At 44.2% G+C, this 16,053-nt stretch carries 17 protein-coding genes and 1 tRNA gene; 5 read left to right on the plus strand and 13 right to left on the minus strand.

Features of this window, described 5'->3' with window-relative positions; translation table 11 throughout:
* Positions 1 to 139: 139 nt before the first annotated feature.
* Positions 140 to 643, plus strand: coding sequence for a DinB family protein (locus PBAL39_RS00840; RefSeq protein ID WP_039865889.1), 504 nt, complete (start codon positions 140 to 142; stop codon positions 641 to 643).
* 63 nt (positions 644 to 706) lie between these two features.
* On the opposite strand, the gene PBAL39_RS00845 is transcribed toward PBAL39_RS00840, so the two are convergent.
* On the minus strand, positions 707 to 1,774 hold the full coding sequence (locus PBAL39_RS00845) for an SDR family oxidoreductase (protein ID WP_008237267.1): 1,068 nt from the start codon (positions 1,772 to 1,774) through the stop codon (positions 707 to 709).
* Positions 1,775 to 1,932: 158 nt separating this feature from the next.
* Between PBAL39_RS00845 and PBAL39_RS00850 the strand changes: the two genes are divergently transcribed.
* Positions 1,933 to 2,514 carry a Crp/Fnr family transcriptional regulator gene (locus tag PBAL39_RS00850; protein ID WP_008237268.1) on the plus strand — a complete coding sequence of 194 codons (582 nt, stop codon included), beginning with the start codon at positions 1,933 to 1,935 and terminating at the stop codon, positions 2,512 to 2,514.
* Between the two features lie 4 nt (positions 2,515 to 2,518).
* Here the strand turns inward: PBAL39_RS00850 and PBAL39_RS00855 are convergent, their stop codons facing one another.
* The 3 genes from PBAL39_RS00855 to PBAL39_RS00865 form a co-directional block, all read right to left on the minus strand.
* Positions 2,519 to 3,481: an AraC family transcriptional regulator gene (locus PBAL39_RS00855; RefSeq protein WP_008237269.1), complete on the minus strand. Its 963-nt coding sequence runs from the start codon at positions 3,479 to 3,481 to the stop codon at positions 2,519 to 2,521.
* A 109-nt stretch (positions 3,482 to 3,590) separates the two neighbouring features.
* Positions 3,591 to 4,181, minus strand: a complete 591-nt coding sequence (locus tag PBAL39_RS00860; protein WP_008237270.1) for a hypothetical protein — start codon at positions 4,179 to 4,181, stop codon at positions 3,591 to 3,593.
* Between the two features lie 116 nt (positions 4,182 to 4,297).
* A complete protein-coding gene (locus tag PBAL39_RS00865; protein ID WP_008237271.1) occupies positions 4,298 to 5,419 on the minus strand; it encodes an NAD(P)/FAD-dependent oxidoreductase in 1,122 nt (373 codons plus the stop codon).
* Positions 5,420 to 5,512: 93 nt separating this feature from the next.
* Here PBAL39_RS00865 and PBAL39_RS00870 point away from each other — a divergent pair, with 93 nt between their 5' ends.
* The 3 genes from PBAL39_RS00870 (at position 5,513) to bioB (ending at position 8,782) form a co-directional block, all read left to right on the plus strand.
* Positions 5,513 to 6,535 (plus strand): AraC family transcriptional regulator, encoded by a 1,023-nt coding sequence (locus PBAL39_RS00870; RefSeq protein ID WP_008237272.1) that lies wholly within the window; start codon positions 5,513 to 5,515, stop codon positions 6,533 to 6,535.
* Positions 6,536 to 6,573: 38 nt separating this feature from the next.
* Positions 6,574 to 7,629 carry a glycoside hydrolase family 43 protein gene (locus PBAL39_RS00875; protein ID WP_232282877.1) on the plus strand — a complete coding sequence of 352 codons (1,056 nt, stop codon included), beginning with the start codon at positions 6,574 to 6,576 and terminating at the stop codon, positions 7,627 to 7,629.
* Between the two features lie 172 nt (positions 7,630 to 7,801).
* Positions 7,802 to 8,782: a biotin synthase BioB gene (gene bioB, locus PBAL39_RS00880; protein ID WP_039865960.1), complete on the plus strand. Its 981-nt coding sequence runs from the start codon at positions 7,802 to 7,804 to the stop codon at positions 8,780 to 8,782.
* Positions 8,783 to 8,902: 120 nt separating this feature from the next.
* Here the strand turns inward: bioB and PBAL39_RS00885 are convergent, their stop codons facing one another.
* The 9 genes from PBAL39_RS00885 to rseP all read right to left on the minus strand — a co-directional run bounded on the left by PBAL39_RS00885 (position 8,903) and on the right by rseP (position 16,038).
* On the minus strand, positions 8,903 to 10,540 hold the full coding sequence (locus tag PBAL39_RS00885; protein ID WP_008237277.1) for an ABC-F family ATP-binding cassette domain-containing protein: 1,638 nt from the start codon (positions 10,538 to 10,540) through the stop codon (positions 8,903 to 8,905).
* A gap of 175 nt (positions 10,541 to 10,715) precedes the next feature.
* The gene (locus tag PBAL39_RS00890) at positions 10,716 to 11,438 is read right to left on the minus strand and encodes a 3-ketoacyl-ACP reductase (RefSeq protein ID WP_008237278.1); all 723 of its coding nucleotides are present in this window, start codon (positions 11,436 to 11,438) and stop codon (positions 10,716 to 10,718) included.
* Between the two features lie 93 nt (positions 11,439 to 11,531).
* Positions 11,532 to 11,714 carry a hypothetical protein gene (locus tag PBAL39_RS00895; protein ID WP_008237279.1) on the minus strand — a complete coding sequence of 61 codons (183 nt, stop codon included), beginning with the start codon at positions 11,712 to 11,714 and terminating at the stop codon, positions 11,532 to 11,534.
* A 13-nt stretch (positions 11,715 to 11,727) separates the two neighbouring features.
* The gene (locus tag PBAL39_RS00900) at positions 11,728 to 12,444 is read right to left on the minus strand and encodes a DUF3667 domain-containing protein (protein WP_008237280.1); all 717 of its coding nucleotides are present in this window, start codon (positions 12,442 to 12,444) and stop codon (positions 11,728 to 11,730) included.
* A gap of 296 nt (positions 12,445 to 12,740) precedes the next feature.
* The gene (locus PBAL39_RS00905) at positions 12,741 to 13,553 is read right to left on the minus strand and encodes a hypothetical protein (protein ID WP_039865892.1); all 813 of its coding nucleotides are present in this window, start codon (positions 13,551 to 13,553) and stop codon (positions 12,741 to 12,743) included.
* Between the two features lie 85 nt (positions 13,554 to 13,638).
* Positions 13,639 to 13,718 (minus strand) — tRNA-Leu (locus PBAL39_RS00910).
* A gap of 45 nt (positions 13,719 to 13,763) precedes the next feature.
* A complete protein-coding gene (locus tag PBAL39_RS00915; protein WP_039865893.1) occupies positions 13,764 to 14,063 on the minus strand; it encodes a DUF3817 domain-containing protein in 300 nt (99 codons plus the stop codon).
* A gap of 107 nt (positions 14,064 to 14,170) precedes the next feature.
* Positions 14,171 to 14,707 carry a Fe-S protein assembly co-chaperone HscB gene (gene hscB / locus PBAL39_RS00920; protein WP_008237285.1) on the minus strand — a complete coding sequence of 179 codons (537 nt, stop codon included), beginning with the start codon at positions 14,705 to 14,707 and terminating at the stop codon, positions 14,171 to 14,173.
* A gap of 5 nt (positions 14,708 to 14,712) precedes the next feature.
* On the minus strand, positions 14,713 to 16,038 hold the full coding sequence (rseP, locus tag PBAL39_RS00925) for an RIP metalloprotease RseP (protein ID WP_008237286.1): 1,326 nt from the start codon (positions 16,036 to 16,038) through the stop codon (positions 14,713 to 14,715).
* Positions 16,039 to 16,053: the final 15 nt, after the last annotated feature.

The raw sequence follows: 16,053 nt of genomic DNA on the forward strand, positions 1-16,053 counted from the left end.
AAGTGTATCATATGAGAAACGTTTTTTAAACAATTGCACTTCGTTTAATCCAGTTTCACGACTGAGCTCATCCTGACAATCGCAAAACCTACTACAGTTCAATTTGTTATCTTCATATCTTTCATTAAAATATTGCCTTATGATATTAAAATATCTTGTTGACGAATTTGAGCATGAAGTAAATAGCACGCGCCGGCTACTACAGATGGTTCCTGAAAAAGATCTGGATTACCGTCCATCAGAAATCTCCTGGACGATGGCTGAGCTTGCCCAGCACATTGCCACAATTTACTATTGGTATGTAGGCACGCTTACGAAGGATGTTTATGATATGGCCGATGACCATCTGGAGCGCAGCGAAGCAAATGACATCAAAGCCACCCTTGCACTTTTTGAGCGCAACGTGGAACTGGCCAGGGCCGCCTTAAACTCATTGACAGAAGAAAAACTACAGGATCAATGGACGATGAAATTCGGTGAGCAGGTTTTACTTGGCCCGATGCCAAGGGGTATCGTATCCCGTGGATTTTTGTTCAACCACATTTATCACCACCGTGGTGAATTGATCGTTTATCTCCGTGCAACAGGCAATAAGATACCGGGAATGTATGGCCCGACCTATGAGGAGAGTCAAAAGGCCTAAATAGAAAAGCGTCTTCTGCCGCAAAGCTGAAGACGCTTTTCTCATTTTGTCGCTTGTTTCATTTTAAGGAATGAGTCTAGCCTCACGCAGCTGCGAAAACAGCTTATAAAATGTCTCTTCAGTATCCTGATAAACGGTAAATCCAAGTTTTCTGCTTTTGGACATATCCGTCATCACCTCAATAGGTCTTCCCAGATCAAGGTCAGTATGCCATGCTGTCGCTAATCTGCCCAATGAAGGTTCCTTCAGTTGAAATTTCCTGGCGATTTGTTTCCATACGTCAATATCATTTGCCATTTCGGTTTCGAGAGGTTGAATACTTCCGTTGAAGCCTTTCGCCTCGATTCCGAAATAGTCTGCCAGACGATACCACAACCTACTCCAACGAAACACATCTCCGTTGACAACATTAAATGCCTCGTTTTTAGCACTCTCCGTTGTGGAGGCCCAGATCAGATGCGCTGCCAAAACAGAAGCATCGGTTACATCCGACAAGCCATTCCATTGTGCCGAGGAGCCGGGCCAGATAAACGGCCTATTGGTTTCCTTACAGATCGTAGCATAAACAGCAAGCGTCGTTCCCATGTTCATCGCATTTCCAACGGCCTTGCCAATCACCGTATGCGGTCTGTGGATGCTCCAGGAGAAACCATCACGTTCAGCTGCCCGATAGACCTCATCCTCCTGAGCATAGTAAAAGTTCTCAAGATCCAACCTTGGATGCGATTCCCTGAGTGGGGTTTCCGGTAAGAAGCCTTCTTTTGCGTAAGCTTCGAATGGACCTAAATAATGTTTTAAGCCAGTCACCAACGCCACATGTTGCAGGCTTTTCTTTTCAGACAATACATCCAGCAAGTTGCGAATCATCAATGCATTAACTCTTATATTTTCAGCTTCTGTATCATTGCGCATCCATGTGGTGAGGTATACATGTGTAGGTTTCACTTCAGCCAGTGCCAACCGGAGGCTGTCGACATCCAGTAGGTCTGCAGCTATGGGTTTCAGCAATTTATTATCTGTATTTGGAGTACGTGCCAGGCCATAGGTTTCCCAGCCGGAGTCCATCAGCCGTTCAGCAAGGTTAGCCCCTGTAATTCCGCTTGCTCCTACTACTAATGCTATTTTTTTCATGGTCTTTTATTTTCAACAAAGTTATGCGCGCCCCGGTTGCCGGCGGTTGACTTAAGTCAAATAATGCAGTTGACTTAAGTCAAGTGGACTTGCATGAAGCGGGCAGCCATTCTTGCGGGGAAAGAAGTATCTTTGTTAACCCTAAGATTTAGCAACAGATGATCGAAGTTCTTTTCAGCCACATTCAGGACAAGGTATCGCTTAGCGACGACGATAAGACTGCAATAAAAAGCTTCTTTATACCTAAGCGACTAAGGAAACGGCAATATCTGCTTCAGGAGGGCGAGGTGTGCAGGTGCCTTACATTTGTGGCCAAGGGCCTTCTGCGCACCTATAATGTGGATGAAAAAGGCGATGAGCACATCAACATCTTCGGGTGGGAAGGTTGGTGGTTATCTGACTTCCGCAGTTTTCTGTCCGGAGATCCTGCAGTGTTCAACATCGACGCCATCGAAGATTCCGAACTCCTCATGATCTCCAGGTCAGACTATGAAGAGCTAACGCTCAGGGTGCCCATCATGGACCGTTACTTCCGTATTCTTTACCAGAATAGCCTGGTCACGAAGGAGCGCCGTTTAATGAGCGCAATCACCCATACTGCTCAGGAGAAGTACTTAAAACTGTCGGAGTCGAATCCGGAAATCATTGAGCGTATTCCTCAGCACATGGTTGCCTCTTACCTGGGTATCGCAGCCGAGACATTAAGCCGCATCAGAAAAAACCTGGTTACCCGAAAGTAGCCGATTACATTGAGGAGTACTTCTTTGGTTTCATGCCAATATGCTGCTCGAAAACTCTTGAGAAATGGCTGAGGTTAGTAAATCCAAGTTGGTAACCCACCTCAGAAACACTGAACCGCCTTTCCCTGAGTAGTCTTGCTGCCTCCTGCATACGCATAGATTGAAAATACTCAAAGACGCCTTTTCCGAATGTCTGGTTAAACAATTTTCTCATTTTGGGCTCGCTCATACCTGAAGTCCTGGCGAGCGCAGCAATGTCCGGCGACTGGTCCAGCCTGGTCTGCAGTTTTAATTTGACGGCATATATCGCCCTGATGTCGTCGATGTGCATGCTACTCGTGGGCAATGCCTCTCTTTCCATCAGCAGGCTAAAGATAAAACAGAGCAGCTCTTCACATTTCAACTTGTAATACTGATGTTCCAGACTTTCCGGGACCTGCTGATGGATGACATCACTGGCAGAACGGATCATTTCCTGAGAAATACCGGTTTCAAAAGCGAAATTCTCTTTACCTTCTAAAATGGTAGCTATAACGGGATGTTGTATGTGTCCGAAGACCTGCCTCAGGTATTGTCGCGGAACTCCGATGATGATATTGCGGAATGAGGTGTGGGAAGGCATGGTAAGCTTCGACGAAACGGCATGCATGCAGATGAACACACTGGCTTGTTCTGCTGTCAAGGTCTTATCATTTTGTAGCGGAGCCGGGAAGATGCCATTCAGCGAGAATATCACATCTTCCTGCCCTTCGGCGAGCTCATTGGTTCGTTCCAGCTGAATTTCTTCCTTCAGATGGTAATCGCGCACCAACATCCGCAGCCCATTTTCCCAGGAGAAACCAGTGATGTAGCCCCCACCCTTACTTTCCGGAATGTAGAAGAAACGCCCTTGAATTGTCGCGCCTATGGCCCGGGCAAATTCCTTCATGATGCCGGATCCGTTTTTATCAGTAACCGATATTTTCATTTACGACTTTAATATAGACATTTACAATGATTTCAGCCGTAAAAATAACATTACTTCTCCACACCTGATAGTTAAATGAGTCGAATACCGGGGCTATATCAGCGGAAAATTATGCTGCCACATGCACGTTGCTGACCGTTTTTGACAGTCGGAAGGCGGACAGAAGATAGTAAAAAGCTCCGAAGGCCGCATAGCCAGCCAGGCTGGTGATGCCCATTGTGGGGTCGTGTGCCAGAACAATAAAGGAGGTACCACCGAGCAGGGACTGGCCACCACTGATCATCATAGGCCATTGTCCGCCCAATAGCTTACGGCGTCGAAATCCAAGGATCAGCTGAATGGCACCAGTGAGGATGGCCCAGACACCAAAGACGATCAACGCCTGTGGCACACCTTTTTGCAGGGCTGCGGCTACCGCAATGGTAGTAAGCGCGCTGATTGCAGCATTTACATATTGCGGTGTTCTGGAATTACCGTTCTGATTGGCGCGAAGATCGAGAAACGTACCCAGCACATCCCAGGCCGGGTAAACGATGAAAAGCGCGGTAGCCAGGCCCATGGAGTTTTTAGAAAAAAGGGCAACCAGGAGAACCCAGATGATCGAAAATCCAGCACGGGTAAAATAAAGGTTTCTTAATGATCTGGCAGTTTCTATGGACTGACCATTAGCCGCTGCATCGGTAGTTAGTGAAGATGACATGATTTGAATGTTTAAGTGATTACGGTTCAAAGATGCATAGTCCTTTGACGCCGGATTTTCACTTAAGTGAAAATGTCAACAATATTTTCATCGATCTCTTCCACTATCAATCTCTGTTAGTTGTCAAATCTCTTTTTGAAAGAAAAGTCTGGCTGACGCATCTCCATTTCATTTTTTCGGGTTTGCAGCTGCGCCTCTTTCGCGTAACGGAACATTTTCCGCTCGTAGTCGCTAATGGCAGCAGTGATGGTGTCGAAGTTTCCTTTGGTCAGGTTGCCAGCCAAAATCAGTGCATCCATCATTCCGGTATTGACGCCCTGGCCTGCAAAGGGCGGCATCAGGTGCGCGGCATCACCAATAAGGGTGATGGGTAGGCAGCGATCGGTCTTCCATTTCTTTTTCAGTGGGAACATTCTGGTTGGCAAACCCCAGAAGGCAGAGGTGGAGCGGAATAACTGCTGGTAACCATCTCCCCAACCAGAAAACCTACTGGTAAGTAACGTACAAATCATCTTTGTATCCTGAAAATCCAGTCGGCTTTCAATTTTCCATTCTTCGGGCGTACTAAACATAACATTGTAGGTCAATGTTCCATTGTTGTTCGGATTTGCAACCAGGAGATTGCCATCGGCCGCACACATCAGGATGTTATTGTTACAAAGCTTAATGAATTCCGGGCATCTCATTTCAGGTTGTATCACTTCCCCCTGTATAATCGTCGTTCCCGTAGATTCAATGGTCGCATCAACTACCCATGCTCTTAATTTGGACATTCCCCCATTGGCAGCGATCACCAGATCAGCCGCTACATCAGGTTGATTTTCAAAATGCAACAGCCACTGATCCGTTTCCATCTCAATTCCAACTAATTTACTATTCCAGAACACGGTGTTTGTTGTTAGGCTGTCGAGTAATATGGTCCTTAAATTGTTTCTGTTGATCTCAGGATTTTGCTCGTCAGGTTCTTTGGAGAAAAACACTTCTCCATGTTCATCAGCCAGCGTTCTTCCCATTGGTATTGCCATCGCATAATACTGTTCCAGTAATCCTGCATTTTTCATCGCTTCCTGTCCGGAATGCTGATGAAGATCCAGGGTGCCACCCCATATTCTTGCCAGGGGATCTTTGTCTCTTTCATAAACCGAGACGAGCACCCCCTCTTGTTGGAGTAATTTTGCCATGATGAGTCCTACGGGTCCGGCACCGATAATGGCTATTCTTTTATTCTTTAGTAACATGAATTTATATTTCTTGATGATGACACAAAAGTGTTAAGTATCTTAGAAACAAAATAATCTCATTAGCCACAAAAATAGTCGCAAAAGACTTTTATGGACACAGAAAAATCACAGACAGAACCAGGTATCCTTAAAGTGCTTGCTCATTTACTGGGGACAGGTGTAAAAAACAGGAGGCTGGACATCCCCCCGGCTTACGGCACTGGCTACTGTTCAGGATTTATTTTCAATGAGCAGATCCGGATGGTGATTATGGATTATGAGCTGAAAGAAAATTTGTCTGTTGAAAACCCCGATTGGAATGATGCGATGAGGATGATCCTTTTTAAGTTTCAAAATGTCCTACCTCAGGCCGGATCTACTTCTGAGATGGCATTTCTGCAGGGAGCAGGATCTTTTCCTGAAGTAGCATCACCATCAAAAGATCAGCAATTAAAACGGCTCCCTTCGGTATTAATCACGACCAGCAGTGTGAATACGGACGTCATGATTCCTGTGCACAGCAATACGTCCACCATCAATATAGAAATCGATGCCAACTATCTGAAAGGCTTATTTGGGGAATCAGAAAAATCGGTCGTATTGCAGAGTCTGCTGCAGAATACAAAACCGTTGTTATTTGAACAAGCCATTTTTCCTTCATTGCAAAGAATTGTGAATGAAATAGTCACGGAATCCATTGACAAGACTTTTGAACTATTTTTCATGAAGGTAAAAGCTGAGGAGCTGATCTGCAGATTACTGATGGAACTGGAGAAGAGGGATGAAAAAAGGCTTTATCCCTTGAATTCAGATGACATACAAACCATTTACAAGGTAAGAACGCAGATGCTGGAGCATCTGGAAAGAACACCGGTTATCAAAGACCTGGCAGTCCTTGCAGCGATGAGCCCCTCCAAGCTGAAGCGTTTATTCAAGCAGGTTTTCGGCAACAGCATTTTCAATTATTATCAGGAGTTCCGGATGAAAGAGGCCGCCTCGCTATTGAGCACAAAAAAACTATCCGTTTCAGCGGTAGGTTATCAATTGGGATTTACGAATCTCAGTCATTTTTCAAGGATCTTTAACGAACATATAGGGATGAAACCAAAACAATACAGCAAGTCTTTAAATTAAAAGGATTGTATTTATATTAACTGCACCAAATATTACAGATGAGAAAGATATTGATAACGTTTGTTTTACTATGCTCAATAATACAGCTTTCAAACGCACAAACGACAAAAAACAAAGCTGCGAAATCGGTACTGAAGAGCGACAGTGTATGGATGTTGAGCTACTTCCGTCAGCGCTATCCTACCAGGATTGAGATCAATGATAAGGGAGAAACGGTGGAGGTACCACTGCCGGACCCGATGTTGAGCGCTAAACTTCACATCGCATTATCCGCAGACGGCCGTCATTGGAACGCGCTGAATGGCAACAAGCCCATATGGGATCAGTTTATGCGTGATCAGTACCTCCATCGGGGCGTGGATGGCCTGTGGCGGCTCATCGCCACGGGAGGCGCAGGCGCAGAGGAGAGAAAAAAGTCCGGCCCAAGTGTAACTTATGCTACCTCAAAAGACCTGGTGCACTGGAAGTTTGAAAAATACATACCCCTGATGAAGGATGTCAAAGACGAGTCTGGAGAATTTGTGGGGAACATCTGGGCGCCGGAATTTTACTTCGATGCCGCAACAGAAGAATATACTATTTTCTGGTCGTCTACATTTAAAGATGCGGGCTGGAAAGAAAGCAGGCTGTGGTACTGCAAAACGAAAGATTGGGAAACCTTCAGTCCGGCGAAAGTAATGTTTGCCCCGGCATATTCTGTAATTGATGGAACGATTACGAAACACAAAGATGTATATTATCTTTTTCATAAAGAGGAGGAGTTCGGTGCAAAAACCGGGGAGCGCAGAGGCATTCGTCTGGCCACATCGAAGAACATTGAGGGGCCCTATGAAATTTATAATGGCCCCTTAAATAAAGGGCAGATTGCCCCTACCATTACTGAGGGACCAAGCATCATGAAAGATCCAGTGAAGAAAGGCTGGCTCCTGTTATACGATTACCCCATGGTGGATCAGTACGGCATCTCTTCTTCTCCGGACTTCTTTACATGGAAGATCGAAAAGGATGTATCCATGCCTGACGATGCCAGACATGGCAGTGTTTCAAAGATATCGGCGGAAGAGGCAGACAGATTGTTAACCGCCTTTCCCTGACGGCAGGAAATATTCTCCATAACACAGTTGCTTGTCGTTGCCAATCTAGCCGGACTAGTCGTAATTTTAAAACCGGCGCCTATTGATGTATCACCGTGACATTACTTTTGCTGGAAATAACAGAACAGAAGAACTGATCACCCCAACAATAGCTACACTAAATAGAATTACGATGAACACCAGCAGCGAAGTACGTCACGATTGGGCTAAGGAAGAATTACTATACATTTACAATAAACCATTGATGGAACTGGTTTATGAGGCCGCCTCAGTGCACCGGGCCTGGCACAAAGCCGATGAGGTTCAAATATCTACGCTACTCTCCATAAAAACAGGAGGCTGCCCGGAGGATTGCGCTTATTGCGGGCAGGCCGCGCGTTATCATACAGACATTAAGGTGCAGGCACTCTTGCCTACCGAAACGGTTATTGCCCATGCCCAAAAAGCGAAAGACAACGGATCATCACGTTTTTGTATGGCAGCAGCCTGGCGGGAGGTGCGCAACAATGGTGATTTTGACAGAATTATCGATATGGTAAAAGGGGTCAACAACCTGGGTCTGGAAGTATGCTGCACGCTCGGTATGCTCAGCGAAAGCCAGGCCCAACGACTACAGGAAGCCGGGCTGTATGCGTACAACCACAACCTGGATACTTCTGAAGAATATTATGACGAGATCATATCTACAAGAAATTTCGAGAACCGTATCCTGACGATCAACAATGTGAGGAAGGCAGGAATTACAGTATGCTCAGGAGGGATCATTGGATTAGGAGAATCTCAGGAAGACCGTATTTCGATGCTCCTCACACTGGCTAATATGGAAAAACATCCGGAATCAGTCCCAATAAATGCGCTGGCCAGGGTTAAAGGAACTCCATTAGAAAACAATCCGAAAATAGACAGCTGGGAAATGATCCGTATGATCGCGACTACACGTATTGCGATGCCTGCTTCAATGGTGCGTTTAAGTGCAGGCCGTATTGAGATGACGGAATCGGAACAAGCATGGTGTTTTATGGCAGGTGCAAATTCTATTTTTACAGGCGAGAGGGAAACGCTTTTGGTAACGCCTAATCCTGGGGTGTCAGAAGACATGCAGATGCTGAAGACCTTAGGATTGAAACCAATGGTATTGGAAGAAGGCAAATAGGATCAAATGGTACTCTAATTTGATGAGCTCAGGTTTTATCGTTTAGCAGGAGCAAATTTCATATTATTTTGCTCGTGCTAAACGACAGAATTGTCATTTGTAACAACAACAGAAATCGGCTTATTTTCCTTGCTCGATCTCTTTCAGGCTGTTCATTTTCTTGTACGCCAGGAAGCCTTTTATATCCTCGAAGTGTTCACGAACACGCTTGTTTCCAAACTCGAATACCTTCTGGGCCAGGCCATCCAGGAAATCACGATCGTGGGATACCAGGATCAGGGTGCCATCAAAATCCTGCAATGCTTCTTTGATGATGTCTTTGGTTTTCATGTCCAGGTGGTTGGTCGGCTCATCCAGGATCAGTACGTTTACTGGTTCCAGCAACAGTTTGATCATCGCCAGGCGGGTTTTCTCCCCTCCGGAAAGGACCTTTACCTTTTTGGTGGTGTCATCGCCACTAAACATAAAAGCACCCAGAAGGTCTTTGATTTTTATGCTTCCGTTGCTTAACGGAATCTGGTCAATCGTTTCAAATACAGTCAGATTCTCATCCAGTAATGCGGCCTGGTTCTGCGCAAAATAGCCGATCTTAGCATTGTGACCCACTTTTAAACCACCTTCAAAATCGATCTCGCCCATGATGGCTTTGATCATAGTCGACTTACCTTCACCGTTTTTACCGACAAAGGCAACCTTCTCACCACGTTCAATCACCATGGATGCTTTCTCGAATACTACATGATCGCCGTATGCTTTCGTTAGCTCTTCCACAATTACTGGGTATTGACCCGATCGAGGTGATGGTGGAAACTTGAGGCGCAAGGCCGAGGTGTCCACTTCGTCGATCTCAATGACTTCGAGTTTTTCCAGCATTTTTACCCGCGACTGCACTTGAAGGGTTTTAGAATACGTACCCCTGAATCGATCTATGAATTCCTGATTATCGGCAATAAAACGTTGCTGCTCCTCGTAGGCTTTCAACTGATGCACGCGCCGGTCGGCGCGCAGCTGCAGGTAGTGACTGTATTTGGCTTTATAATCGTAAATACGGCCCATGGTCACCTCAATGGTGCGGTTGGTGATGTTGTCTACAAAGGTACGGTCGTGGGAAATGACTACCACAGCCTTTGCAGAGTTGATCAGAAAATCCTCCAGCCATTGAATACTTTCAATGTCCATGTGGTTAGTAGGCTCATCCAGCAAAATGAGGTCTGGTTTCTTCAATAAGATTTTTGCCAGCTCAATTCTCATGCGCCATCCGCCCGAAAACTCAGAAGTCTGGCGATTAAAGTCTTTACGTTCAAAGCCCAGACCTTTCAGGACTTTCTCCACCTCCGCATCATAATTGACCTCTTCTACCGAATAAAACTTCTCACTCAGCTCAGAAACACGCTCAATTAACTTCATGTAATCGTCGCTATCATAGTCGGTCCTGACAGTTAGTTGCTCATTCAGCGCGTCCAGCTCCTTTTGCATCTGGTACACCTCCTGAAAAGCCTTTAAAGTCTCTTCAAATACGGTCACATTGTCCTGCGTTAGCAAATGCTGGGGTAAATAGGCAATCACAGCATCCTTCGGACCGGTTACATTACCTGATGTGGGTTTTATCGCATCAGCTATAATTTTTAAAATGGTCGACTTACCCGCACCATTTTTACCCATCAGGGCTATTTTGTCATTCTCGTTTATCGAGAAGGTTACATCACTAAATAAGGTAGTTCCACCGAATGAAACGGAGATGTTATTTACATTAATCACAAAAAGAAGGTATTAAATTGAGCGGCAAAGATAGTGGAATTTGATATATTATGGGGTATTCATGGAATCCATTTCCTGCTCATATGCCACTAGATCCTGATACACCAATCTCACACGGAAACCGTAACTGGTAAAGCGGCGCCATTCAACTGCCCCATCATGGTAACAAATACCTCTAAGGATTTGTCGACCATAGCCCCACCTCTTTCACAAAAGCACGTTGTGGTAACTTAAGATTGTTGACTACCAAAAAGGCTAGATCATCTGGCTGAAGCACCTTCTCCTCGTTACCATCTGTAAATTTCGCATTCAGCGTCATCTCAGTAGCAATTGTACTTGGATTGACAATTGTCACCCTGATATTTGATTTCCTTACCTCCTGCATTAACGATTCCGTAAGGTTGATCACTGCAGCTTTCGATGCGCCATAAGCACTCATTTTGGCTGAGCCTTTCAAGCCGGCAGTTGATGCAATATTGATGATGTCACCCTTGCCCTGCAATAATAGCTGCGGCAAAACTTCGTGCACCATGTAAAAAGTCCCCAGAACATTTGTTTGGATGACTTCCTCCCATTCCTCAACAGGAAGTTCCAGAACACCGCCCACCTTCAATATTCCGGCATTGTTGATCAGTATATCTATCTTTTCCAGCTCTTCTATCAACGTTGCCACCGCCGAGCGCACTTCGGTAAGTTTGCCGATATCAGCCTTCGCATAATGCACCTTGACCTGCGGGTGCAGTCCGCTCAATTCCTTTTGAAGGTTTTCAAGGTCTGCCAGAGTCCTGCCTACCAGTCCGAGGTTTACCCCCTCAGCCGCAAGAGCCATCGCCATTGCTTTTCCCAAGCCTTTTCCGGCACCTGTTATGATGGCCGTTTTTCCTTTTAATGATTGCATTTTTAATTTCTTTAGACGCCGAAGTTCATTCTACCCTCCTCTTCATGTATGATGAAAAGGAGAGTTCTCATGAATAGCAATACCTTGTTGTTGTTATTTACCTAGAGCCCCCCTTATGACCAGAAATGCGGAAACTGTAAACACAATTAAATAAATCACTGCCAGCCCTGTATTCTCAAATCTTAAAGTTTCAAAATCGAATTGTTTGATCAAAGTTACACCTAAAATGATTGCCACAATAAGAAGCGTAAATGATACCGCCTTTTTCTTTTCCATGTTATTTTGTTGTTTAGTGTTTTATGATCAAGTCAATTGATGTCCCTAACAGAATTGCGACCAGCATAAATGTGATCATTCCTAAGAGATAGGAAACAAGGGCTTTGAGGAAGCTTGCAACTTTTTTCTTATCGAAAAACTGACCGATTGCCCAGGTACAGTAGGCAAACCCAACGACCCCCGCTGCGGTCATTAAATTAAAATGCGTAAGCCCTTGAACAAGTGCAAACACAGTATAAATCAACATCCCCATGCCCATCACGAAGCACAGAAGGATGAGAATCTCAAAAAAATTGTATTCGTACTTCCTAAAAAAGAGCTTCAGGTAAAAAGCAATAAAGACGCCCATCAATATATTTGAATAACCATAGTGGCTCTGAACCCATTTAAAGATTAAACCGGTTGTGGATTCTGCGGTCTCCTCAAACCTCATGTAGCCATCTTCAATATGAAAGTAATGATTTACAAGGGTATAAACCAGCGAGCTGACAATAATAAAAATGATTGGCTTCACAAGCCGGCTTCTGTTTTCAGTCACAAAGTGCCTGATATTCTCGCCTGGTCTTGTCAATAATTCGCGGATGGTATACAATATTCCTTTTTCGAAGTGTAATACGTGTTCGATCTCGTGAATGATGTAATGTCCATTAATCCGTTTCAGGTGAACAGGCTGACCGCAGTTAGAACAGAAGTTCAAGTCTACTTCTGTGTTGCAATTTTTACAATTCATATTTTGTATGTGAGTCATTAATCAGGGTCGGTGATCATCGCGGCCAACATTCAAATATAGTATATTCAAGGTATTCATCAATCAGCATTTGGAAATTTTCCCTAAACAGCGTGAGGTAGATGGATTGACCTGACCAACGTTGATTTACTATCTTGACCCGTTATCTGAAGCAGATAAGTAATATGAGACAAAAAAACCGGATTCGGTATAATCGGTTCCGGTCAGTATCCTTGGCTTAAACTCGAAATTTAAAGACGATTTAGTCAGAATCGGTATTACGTTTCAAAAAACTAGTGTTAATTTTTATCAAAGATGTTCTTCCCTCTGAAAAGATCTGCGTACGTAAAGACACGGTCGACAGTAAGTCTTAGAAACCCCTTAGTTACGCGGCGCTTATTACGGCCACGGTCGTAAATATTCATTTCAAATTCAGCATATATACGATACCTATCCTTATCAATTTGTTCTTTCTTGGTAATTTTGAAATGAGCATCATTCTGTAGATTGGGATCAGAAGAATCATCAAAAGTATGTTCTGGCATACAGGTGGTCCCAAATTTATATATAACAAAAGAAACCCCATTAATTGAATTGGCACTTTCATAGTCTACTGCAAATTCCTGCTTACCGGTATCCAGAATGTCTCTAATATCTTTTAAATACCACACCCTCCCTACAGCATTCAAGTCCCTCACATGAGATGCCTTACCGAAGGTTATAGTTATGTCACCGCTATCATCTGAAACATCAAAGCCTCTCTGATAACTAAAATAAATAGAATCAACTGACGAATAATAAGATTGAAGACCAATCGTTCCCCAAGCCTTCTGGCCAGCTAAAGGAATATCCGACAATTTCATATTCGCGCCCTTGTTTCCTACACCTACTAAATTTGAATGATTTGATTTATAAGCTCTTCCGTCTACTTCGAAATAGATACTATCAGCTAGCGTTATAGGATTAGGTTCAGGTTCATTGGTTTTAAAGTTATCTTTTTTACAGCCTGTAAAAAAGAATAAAAACATCGCTGTAACCAGAATAACGCGAAATATGTTTGTGAAAGTTGATCTCGATAAAAGAGCCGATTTTAAGAGGTTAATAATACGCATGGATTAAATTTAATTTTGACAGCGAAGATAGAACAATTAACAAAATCAAAAAAGCCTTCGATTTTCATCGAAGGCTTTTAAGTCGTACCCGGAGCCGGAGTCGAACCGGCACGGTTTCCCACAGGTGTTTGAGACCAGCGCGTCTACCAATTCCGCCATCCGGGCCTTTGCTTCCTTAGCGGGTTGCAAATGTATAAATTGAATTGATAATTACAAAGAATTATTTGAATTTTCTTCACCTAGCTTTTTCTCCACCCAGAAAGGCGCAAGCGGGATCAAGGAAGCCAGCCCGAACAGCAGGACCTTAGTGAACTTCCAGGCATATTCCTGCCAGGCCATGATCAGAAAGATGATGTACAAAACAAACAGTAAACCGTGCGCCCAGCCGCCATATTTCACAAACAATGGCATATCGGCCCAGTATTTCAACGGCATCGCTATAAACACTAGAAACACGAAGGAGATCCCCTCCGCTAAAGCAACCTTTCTAAAAATGGATAATGTAGTCATATGATGGTTTTGGATTTTCACTAAAGCTTCACAGCTTTAACCCCAAACATAGCTTAAACAAACATTGTAAAAAAGCAGTAACCTACTTTTTTACAATGCTGTAACACCTAAACAGATGCAGAAGCTTTGACGATACTTTCCCGGAGCCGGTACAGGTATTTATTTCGATAATATAAATCTTTGATCTCAGCGAGCACGTGCGCCTGTTCCTCTTCATTCAAAGCATCAAAAGAGACAGTAAGCGCATCAATGCTGGCAGTCAAGCCTGCCTCTACCCCATCCACTTCCTTTTTAAGCTCTTCCAGGCGGACAGCGTCCGGATCAAACTGAAGATCCATCAGCGTTTCGTTGATGTCCATCATTTCCATCAGGAAATCCTGAGGCAGTTTGTAGCCCTCCCCTTCCTGTAGCATGCCCTTCAGTTCAAGAATGTACTGTAGACGTTTCTGAGGATGACCAAGCAACTGGTAAGCCTTATTGTTCAGCGTACTCAGCTCCAGCACCTCCGATTGTTTCTCCTCAGATTCGTTGATGTAAAAATCAGGATGATACTTTTTGCTCAGCTCATAGAACTTCTGTTTGATCACAGCAGCATCAGGATGAAAAGTAACCGGCAGGCCATAAAAAGCGAAATAATCAGTCATTCTTACTATTTAAAGAAGGCTTTAAAAATATCATTCCCCAAAACGAACACCATCAGCGACAGCAGCATCACAAAACCGACAATCTGTGCACGCTCCATGAACTTATCGCCCATTGGTTTTCCTTTGATCATTTCCAGCAATAAGAACACCACGTGACCACCATCCAGCGCTGGAATAGGCAACAGGTTCATAAATGCCAGTGCAATCGAAATAAAACCTGTAGAAGCCCAGAATCTTGCCCATACCCACTCACCACCGTAAACTTTACGTGCGATCTCTACAGGCCCTGAAAATGCCTTATTTGCTTTAATCTTTCCGGTTAATACCTTCCAGATTCCTTTACCATTATCGCTGAAAGTTTTCCAGGCCTGCCCCGCACCAATAGGAAGCGCTGCGAAGAAACCATATTTGATGGTTTCTTCCTTGATCTCATTCACATTGAAACCGATGCCTATCGCACCTGCTGTATCCACAGGGATGGTAAAACTCTTCAATTCTCCAGCACGTCTTACGGTAATTAAGGCAGGTTTTCCCTTTACCTTACCCACCTGCTCACGCACATCAACATTATATTTTACAGGCACATTGTTCACCGAAGCAATGACATCACCTTTCTGAAGACCACCTTTTAATGAATTTCCAAATACACTATCGATCGTGGAGCTGAGCAAGGGTGCCCTGCTGATGAACTCATCAATACCCAGATCAGAAACTTTATTGAGAATATTATCAGGGACTTTCACATCAATAGTTTTGCCGGCGCGCGCAACAGTCAGCGTAGTATTGTCCAGCAATACATTGGAACTCATGAGCTCATCAAAACGCAATACCTTTTTGCCATTTACGGCAATGACACGGTCACCTTTCTGAAGACCGATTTCCCGACCGATAGATCCTGGATAAATACCATTCTGCACGGAGCTGTTCGGTATATAATTTTCACCATACTTGAAAGTCAGCATCCAGAAGATAAAGATACCTACAATGATATTCACGACCACACCTCCAAGCATCACAATCAGACGTTGCCATGCTGGTTTAGACCTGAACTCCCAGGGCTGTGCAGGCTGGTTCATCTGCTCAGTATCCATAGATTCATCAATCATCCCGGAGATTTTTACATAACCGCCAAGAGGCAACCATCCAATACCATATTCACAATCCCCTCTTTTGAAGCTGAACAACTTTACGCCCCAGGCATCAAAAAACAGGTAAAACTTCTCTACTTTAATCCCAAAAGCACGTGCCGCCAGGAAATGCCCCAACTCGTGTAAAATTACCAGTATCGATAATCCCAGCAATAACTGGGCGGCCATAATCAATCCACTCATATCTTTATCTTAATG

The organism is Pedobacter sp. BAL39 (assembly GCF_000170795.1).
Classification (GTDB): Bacteria; Bacteroidota; Bacteroidia; order Sphingobacteriales; family Sphingobacteriaceae; genus Pedobacter.

Coding starts and splice junctions, on each gene's coding strand:
- PBAL39_RS00840 (WP_039865889.1), top strand. CDS start 140: ATGATATTAAAATATCTTGTTGACGAATTTGAGCATGAAGTAAATAGC.
- PBAL39_RS00845 (WP_008237267.1), bottom strand. CDS start 1,774: ATGAAAAAAATAGCATTAGTAGTAGGAGCAAGCGGAATTACAGGGGCT.
- PBAL39_RS00850 (WP_008237268.1), top strand. CDS start 1,933: ATGATCGAAGTTCTTTTCAGCCACATTCAGGACAAGGTATCGCTTAGC.
- PBAL39_RS00855 (WP_008237269.1), bottom strand. CDS start 3,481: ATGAAAATATCGGTTACTGATAAAAACGGATCCGGCATCATGAAGGAA.
- PBAL39_RS00860 (WP_008237270.1), bottom strand. CDS start 4,181: ATGTCATCTTCACTAACTACCGATGCAGCGGCTAATGGTCAGTCCATA.
- PBAL39_RS00865 (WP_008237271.1), bottom strand. CDS start 5,419: ATGTTACTAAAGAATAAAAGAATAGCCATTATCGGTGCCGGACCCGTA.
- PBAL39_RS00870 (WP_008237272.1), top strand. CDS start 5,513: ATGGACACAGAAAAATCACAGACAGAACCAGGTATCCTTAAAGTGCTT.
- PBAL39_RS00875 (WP_232282877.1), top strand. CDS start 6,574: ATGAGAAAGATATTGATAACGTTTGTTTTACTATGCTCAATAATACAG.
- bioB (WP_039865960.1), top strand. CDS start 7,802: ATGAACACCAGCAGCGAAGTACGTCACGATTGGGCTAAGGAAGAATTA.
- PBAL39_RS00890 (WP_008237278.1), bottom strand. CDS start 11,438: ATGCAATCATTAAAAGGAAAAACGGCCATCATAACAGGTGCCGGAAAA.
- PBAL39_RS00895 (WP_008237279.1), bottom strand. CDS start 11,714: ATGGAAAAGAAAAAGGCGGTATCATTTACGCTTCTTATTGTGGCAATC.
- PBAL39_RS00900 (WP_008237280.1), bottom strand. CDS start 12,444: ATGAATTGTAAAAATTGCAACACAGAAGTAGACTTGAACTTCTGTTCT.
- PBAL39_RS00905 (WP_039865892.1), bottom strand. CDS start 13,553: ATGCGTATTATTAACCTCTTAAAATCGGCTCTTTTATCGAGATCAACT.
- PBAL39_RS00915 (WP_039865893.1), bottom strand. CDS start 14,063: ATGACTACATTATCCATTTTTAGAAAGGTTGCTTTAGCGGAGGGGATC.
- hscB (WP_008237285.1), bottom strand. CDS start 14,707: ATGACTGATTATTTCGCTTTTTATGGCCTGCCGGTTACTTTTCATCCT.
- rseP (WP_008237286.1), bottom strand. CDS start 16,038: ATGAGTGGATTGATTATGGCCGCCCAGTTATTGCTGGGATTATCGATA.